The organism is Streptomyces anatolicus (genome assembly GCF_019400875.1).
GTDB lineage: Bacteria > Actinomycetota > Actinomycetes > Streptomycetales > Streptomycetaceae > Streptomyces > Streptomyces anatolicus.
Genome location: NZ_WMBF01000348.1, coordinates 1 through 6,664, shown reverse-complemented (window position 1 = coordinate 6,664; position 6,664 = coordinate 1). Strand labels below are relative to the sequence as shown.

The following is a 6,664-nucleotide window of genomic DNA, read 5'->3' as shown; positions in this document are numbered from 1 at the left end:
CCTCCGCTCCGGACTCGTCGGGCGCCACCACATCCGCCCCCTCGGACGCCCAGTCGCCCCCGGCGAGGCCCCGCGAGAGCTACGCCCTCTCCAAGGCCCCGGCCACCATCCCCGCCGTGCGCGAGCACACCGCCGCCCGCGGCCCCGGCTGGCGCCCCGCCGAGGGCAAGGCCCGCGTGGTCGTCCGCGACAAGGGCCTCGCCGACGAGGGCCGCCTCCTCGCGGGCGAGCTGCGGCTGAAGTACGCCGGTGAGGACCGGCCCCGCCAGGGGGACGTGGAGCTGGCGCTCACCGACGGCGAGGGCCAGGGGCCCGAGTCGTACACCCTCACCGTCAAGGACCGCCGCGTCCGCATAAGCGCCCCCGCCGAGGCCGGCGTCTTCTACGGCACCCGCACCCTCAAGCAGGAGGTGAAGGGAGACCGGACGGCCCCCGAGGGCACCGTGCGGGACCGGCCCGCCAAGCCTCGGCGCGGCTTCATGCTCGACATCGCCCGCAAGCACTTCGACGCCGCGTGGATAGAGGACCGGATACGCGAGCTCGGCGACCTGAAGTTCAACCAGCTCGGCCTGCACTTCTCCGACGACCAGGCCTTCCGTATCGCCTCCGACTCGCACCCCGAGATCGTCTCCTCCGACCACCTCACCAAGGACCAGGTCCGCCGCATCCTGAAGCTGGCCGCGAGCCGTCACATCACCGTCGTGCCGGAGATCGACTCGCCGGGCCACCTCGGCGCGCTCATCCGGCAGCACCCCTCGCTCCAGCTCCGGGACGCCCGGGGCGTCGCCACCCCCGGCGCCGTCGACATCGCGAGTCCGGAAGCCGCGGAGATCGTCGACGACCTCCTGAAGGAGTACGCGGAGCTCTTCCCCGGCCGCCACTGGCACCTCGGCGCCGACGAGTACCGCGCCCTCATGGTCAAGGACCCCGAGGCCTCCTACCCCCAGCTGGCCGCCGCCGCCCGCGAGCGGTACGGGCCCCAAGGCCGGGTGCGGGACCTGGCGACCGGCTGGCTCAACGACCGGGCCGAGACCGTGCGCCCGCACGGGAAGCAGCCGCAGGCGTGGAACGACGGGTTCTTCCCCGGCGGGCGGATCCAGGCGGCCGACGACATCGAAGTCGCGTACTGGACGGGCAAGGAGATCGGCGCCCGCGAACCTGTGGAGTATCTGAGGGACGGGCGCGACCTCATCAACTACAACGACGAGTATCTGTATTACGTCCTCGGCCAGCCCAACGACTTCCGCTATCCGACCGGGCAGCGGATCTACGAGAGCTGGACCCCGCTGGTGCTCCGCGGCACGCGGCCGGTGAGCGAGGAGTACGACGGCCAGATACTCGGCGGCTCGTTCGCGGTCTGGTGCGACCTCGCCGGATCGCAGACGCAGGAGCAGGTCGCCCAGGGCATCCGCATGCCGCTGGCGGCCACCGTCCAGAAGCTGTGGGACCCGCGAAAGCCCGCGCTCACGTGGAACGACTTCGTGAAACTCGCTGGTACGGTCCATTAGCCGCCGCGCACCCTGGGGAGGGATGCGGGCGGCTCTCCGTATGCCCGTGAACCCGTGATTCCGTGAATCCGCGATGTCCTTGAACCCGTGGGGGGTCCCTCAGCGATGCTGTGCACGTCCTGTCAGATGAATACGGCGTCGACGCCTCAGGGGCTCTGCGCCGCCTGCGTCCAGGCCGCCGCGGCCGCGCCGCCGCCCCCGGCGGACGGCCGGATCAAGACCGGCGGCGCCCCCGCCTGGCTCCGCTCGCCGGTGCGGCTCGGCTGGGCGGTCGTCGCGCTGCTCGGCCTCGTCGTCGCCGCCGACCTGTACTCGCTGTGGGCGGGCACGGTGATGCTCGACGTGATGAACGACCTGATCGCGGGGGAGTTCGGGGCGGACATCGAGCGGCGGGCTGAGCGCGCCGACACGCTGTACGCGTACAGCGGGGGTCCGCAGCTGGTGGCGCTGGTCGCGACCTGCGTCGTCTTCCTCGTGTGGTTCCACCGGGTGCGGGTGAACGCCGAGGTGTTCGAGCCCTACATCCACCGCAAGAAGCGGGGCTGGACGGTGTGGGGCTGGTTCGTGCCGGTGGTGAACTTCTGGTTCCCGCGGCGGATCGCCGTCGACATCTGGGACGCGAGCGCCGCCCGTCCGGCGGGCTCGGACCCCACGGTGCCGCTCGACCCGTCGGTGGAGCGCGGCCCGCACCCCCTCGTCAACGCCTGGTGGACGCTGTGGGTGGCGAGCCTCTTCGCCGACCGGTGGGCGGCCAAGTCGTACGCGCGCGCCGAGGAGGCCGATGAGATCAGGTCGGCGGTCGGCAACATGATGTTCTCGGACGCCCTGCACATCGCGGCCGCCGCGCTCGCCGTCGTCTTCGTGCTCCGGCTCACGCGCATGCAGGACCGCAAGGCCAGGTCGGGCCCGCCCGTGCCGCAGCCGGTGCCGGGGCCCGTCGCCGCCCCGTGATTTTCCCGCCCCGGGAGCGGGCAGAAGGCCTGAACACGGTACGGAGTGCAGCGGGGGGACGCGCCATGGGCTACTGGGGCTATTACGTCGTCGGCAGAAGCGAGCGGCCGCTCGCGGAGTTCCCGGCGCTCACCGGCGTACGGGACGACCTCGCCCTTCTCGACCGGCGGGCCGACGGCTGGCAGGTGTGGGAGGTGCCGGGCGGCGAGGGCGTGCGGGACGTGGGGAACATGAACACGCTGGCCCTGGAGACGGGCGCGCCCGCCCTCTTCGGCTACGTGATGGACAGCGACTGCGTGGTCGTCGAGGCGGCGGCGCCCGAGAGCGGGGCGTGGACGACGTGTCTGGCGCGGCGCGCGATGGCCGGCTACCTCGGCGACGGCGACCTGACCGTGGAGGACTACTTCCTGGAGCCGCGCGACGCCGCCGGACGCGCGGTCGTCTGGGCCGCCGAGTCGGGCAGGACGGTCCGCGCGGCCCCGCTCCTCGACGTCCTGAAGGCGGAGGCGGAGCCCTCCGCGGAGGAGCTTTTCTTCCGCTTCCTGGACCGGCTCGGCGTCGTGCCGCAGTGACGGCGCGGTGATGGCGGCGACGGCGGCAGTGACGTTCCCGGGGCAGCGCACGCAGTAAGGGTGAAGCGCAGGGTCCGTGACGGGAGACGTACAGCATGAGCCTGGTGGAGCTGATCGCACAGGCCGATGAGCGGGGCCTCGCGGCCAGCGGGTTGGCCTGCCTCGACCGCTGCGTGCCGGTGCTCGGCGGCGACGACGACCTGCTGCGGCCCCTGTGGGCGCGGCTCGCGGACGGCGGTGACTGGGGCGGGCCGCTTGCCGAGGCCCGCTCGGCGCTCACGCCCGCGCCGACCGCCCCCGGAGCGTCCGGCGAGGCGACCGCACTGGCCCGCCGCATGCTCGATGCCGTGCCCGATGCGCACTCGGGGCCCGCGGTGGGGGAGTGGGCCGACGGCTGTTCCGTCGCCGCCCTCCAGGTCCATCGCCTCCTGGACGCCGCCCCCTGGGGCTCGGCCCGCCCGGTGACCGCGCGCCGCGAGGGCCGCACGGACGGCATGTCCCCCCTGGTCGCGGCCGAACTGCGGCGCCAGATCCGCATCCTGGAGCTGCTCTGCGCCAAGGACACCGGCGCCGACGGCCTGCGCGAGGCCCTGGACGTGTCCCGCGAGGGACGCAGGGTCCTGCGAGCGGTGGTGTCACGGCGGGCGCGAGGACGGCACTGACAAGAGGACGGCGCTGACAGGCGGGCGGTCACGCGGGGGCGGCACCGGCTCGCGGGCCCGCGGTGCCGTACCAGCGCCGGCTGGAGTCCGTCGGCGTGGGCCGGACCGAGGGCAGGACCCAGCCCGCAGGCTGCCGGGTGCCAAGCGACACGTGAGGCGCCGCTCCCCGGGGCTTCCGGGGGCGGCGCCTCGTGGGGGTTACGGCGTCAGTGTCTGGCCGAGGCGGGCGGCCGCCGGGGTGCCCAGCGTCGTACGCCCGTAGTAGACGCCGCTCGCGCCGGGCACGCCCGAGCCGTCGCTGTCCAGCTGGAGGATCGTGCCGTCGCCCGCGTCCTCGCCCTCCACGCCGATGGCCAGGTCCGCGCGGCCGGAACCGGACAGGTCGGCCAGGGTCACCGAGGAGCCGAGGCGGTCGCCGGACTCCGTGGAGCCCGGCACGTCCGGCTCGTCCTGCGAGAAGGCCATCGCGCCCGTGCCGGTGAGGCCGGACGCGGAGCCCTTCAGGAGCAGGGACGTGCCCGCGTCCTTGCGGCTGGTGCCGGAGCGGGTGATGTCCTCGCCGGGGGCGCCGGTCAGGACGTCCGCGTAGCCGTCCGCGTTGTAGTCGCCCGCCGCGACCGACCAGCCCATCGCGTCACCGGACTCGGCCGCGCCGATGACGCCGTCCGTCGCCTGGTGGACGGTCTTCATGCCGGTCGTGGTGAACCCCGTCGACGTGCCGGGGACCACCGTCACCTGGCCGCCCGTGTGCGCGCCGGACTCGGCGGTGTACGGCTGGCCGATGACCAGGTCGTCGTAGCCGTTGCCGTTCACATCGCCCACCGCGACCGAGCGGCCGCCGGGCACGGAGAGCACGCCGACCCGGCTCAGGCCGGAGCGGCCGCCCCTGAACCAGGCGACCTTGGCCTTGCCCGCCTGGTCGCGGTAGGTGAGCGCGACGTCCGCGTAGCCGTCGCGGTTGAAGTCGCCGGACGCGGCGTCCGCGTCCGCTATGGCGGTGTCGCCCGGCGTGAGGCTGCCGGCCGACCCCCGGTCCGCGTCGAGCCGCGCGGCCCAGGAGCCGCCCGTGCCCGTGGCCGCCGCGAAGACGTCCGCCTTGCCGTCGGCGTTGAAGTCGCCGGAGGCGACCGCCGAGCCGAACCGGGCCTTGGAGTAGTGGAAGTCGTCCGAGAGCTGCATGTCCGTGCCGGAGGTGAAGGACGGGCCGTACAGCATGGTGACGGCGCCGCGGTCGGTGTTGCCCGAGCCGTCGTCCTCGCCCGGCGCGCCGATGACGAGGTCCGCGTACCCGTCGCCGTTCAGGTCGCCCCACGCGGTGGCGGCCGCCCACTCGTCGCCGGGCTCGGAGACGCCGGGGACGCCGGTGCTCGTCTGCGTCAGGGAGATCTTCGCGCCGCCCACCGGGCCGCCGTCACCGCCGGGTATGACGGTCAGGCGTCCCCGGCCGCCCGACGCCTTCGGGGTGCCCGCGACCAGGTCGGTGCTGCCGTCGCCGTCGAAGTCACCGGTCGGGGCGGCGGAGTTGGCGCCCGGGCTGCCCGCGAAGCGGCGTATCTCGCCCAGCTCGGCGTAGAGGTTCTTGCCGGGGCCCGGGGCCGTTTCGGCGTCGCGCTGCCCCGAGACCGCGTACAGCGAGGCCTGTTCGCCCTTCTTCCACACGCCGGTGTCGTCGGACGCGGTCAGCGTGGCCTTGCCGGCCGGGCTCGTGCCGTACTGGCCGAGCTTCCAGGCCGCCACGCGCGCTACCGACTCCAGGGCGGCGCGGCTCGGCCTGCCGGCGGGCCTGCCCGTCGCCGGATCGCCCTCGAAGTCGCCGAGGACGGCGATGCCCGCCGACTCGCCGTCGAAGCCGCGGGTGTGCGCGCCGCGTACGGACGCGTCGACACCGCGGCCACCGCCGCCGCGGCCCTCGAAGACGCGGCCGCACTTGTCCACGAGGAAGTTGTAGCCGATGTCCTCGCGGCCCTCGGTCCGCACCTGGTACGTCAGCAGGCCGCGGACCAGGGCGGGGGACTGGGCGCAGCTGTAGTCGTTCGTGCCGGCCGTGTGGTGGACGAAGACCGCCTTGACCTTGTCGACGTACTTCGGCGCGTCCTTGACCAGCGACTCGTCGGCGCCCCAGGCCGCGCGCTTGATGAGGGGCGGTTGGGTGACGGTGGACGGCGGGGCGGTCGGCTTGGCGGGGGTATCGCCGTCGGTGGTGAAGGCGGTGGGGGCGAAGGCGGCGGGGGCCATGGACTCCTTGGGCGTGACGCCCGGGTCCACGAGGTTGACCTCAAGTCCCTTGGGCAGTACGTCACTTGTGTTCCCGTCGGCCGCGGTGACGCGGACCTCGACCCCGTCCGAGGGGCCGACCCAGAGCGGCTGGGACGCGGCCCGTGCGCCCGCTTCCGAGGGGTGCGGCTCCAGGCCCAGGGTGCGCCAGCCGCTCCACTTTCCGGAGCCGAGTGCGCGTGTGCGGACCCGCGCGGTGCCCTTCAGCTCCGCGGTGGCGCCGCTCCACGAGACGCCGAGCAGGGAGAACTGCTCGGTCGACGTGCGCGGCAGCTCCCCCTTCGCGGCGCCGTCGCCCTTGAGTGCGAGGTCGTGCACGCGTGCCGGGCGCTCGGCGCGCGGATCGGCGGGGCCGTCCCCGGAGTTCGGGCCGGCCGTCGCGTACGTCACCGCCCCCGCACCTCCCAGCACGACGGCACCGATCGTCAGCCACGCCCTGCGCTTGAGGCTCAGCGGCCTGTACGCATGCGTGGTACGCGCCTTTTCACGCGGTTTGCGCGGGCTCAAGTGCCCCACCCCTTAGCGAATTTCTGGTGAACCAGCGAGTCCGTAGGACCGCCTTGAAGGGTAAATGGTTGTACCCGCCAGAGAATTTCTCGCGTGATCTATCCCGCACGCCCAAGGTGTGACGAGCCGAGGGGCGCGTGCGCTGGGTCATGTGACAGTTGTGGAGTGACGCAACGGGTGGGGACTCGGG

General features: G+C 73.7%; 5 protein-coding genes. 4 read left to right on the top strand and 1 reads right to left on the bottom strand.

All coding sequences use genetic code 11. From position 1 onward, the window contains the following. The 4 genes from GKQ77_RS24420 to GKQ77_RS24405 form a co-directional block, all read left to right on the top strand. Positions 1–1,508, top strand: a 1,508-nt coding sequence (locus tag GKQ77_RS24420) for a beta-N-acetylhexosaminidase (RefSeq protein WP_219691081.1), incomplete at its 5' end; no start/stop codon positions are given. Between the two features lie 126 nt (positions 1,509–1,634). After that, positions 1,635–2,459, top strand: coding sequence for a DUF4328 domain-containing protein (locus GKQ77_RS24415; protein WP_258021879.1), 825 nt, complete (start codon positions 1,635–1,637; stop codon positions 2,457–2,459). Between the two features lie 65 nt (positions 2,460–2,524). After that, positions 2,525–3,031, top strand: a complete 507-nt coding sequence (locus tag GKQ77_RS24410) for a hypothetical protein (protein WP_219691080.1) — start codon at positions 2,525–2,527, stop codon at positions 3,029–3,031. A gap of 95 nt (positions 3,032–3,126) precedes the next feature. Beyond that, positions 3,127–3,693, top strand: coding sequence for a hypothetical protein (locus GKQ77_RS24405; protein WP_219691079.1), 567 nt, complete (start codon positions 3,127–3,129; stop codon positions 3,691–3,693). 198 nt (positions 3,694–3,891) lie between these two features. On the opposite strand, the gene GKQ77_RS24400 is transcribed toward GKQ77_RS24405, so the two are convergent. Beyond that, positions 3,892–6,483, bottom strand: coding sequence for an FG-GAP-like repeat-containing protein (locus tag GKQ77_RS24400; protein ID WP_372459973.1), 2,592 nt, complete (start codon positions 6,481–6,483; stop codon positions 3,892–3,894). Positions 6,484–6,664 lie beyond the last annotated feature (181 nt).

Coding starts and splice junctions, on each gene's coding strand:
- GKQ77_RS24410 (WP_219691080.1), top strand. CDS start 2,525: ATGGGCTACTGGGGCTATTACGTCGTCGGCAGAAGCGAGCGGCCGCTC.
- GKQ77_RS24415 (WP_258021879.1), top strand. CDS start 1,635: ATGAATACGGCGTCGACGCCTCAGGGGCTCTGCGCCGCCTGCGTCCAG.
- GKQ77_RS24405 (WP_219691079.1), top strand. CDS start 3,127: ATGAGCCTGGTGGAGCTGATCGCACAGGCCGATGAGCGGGGCCTCGCG.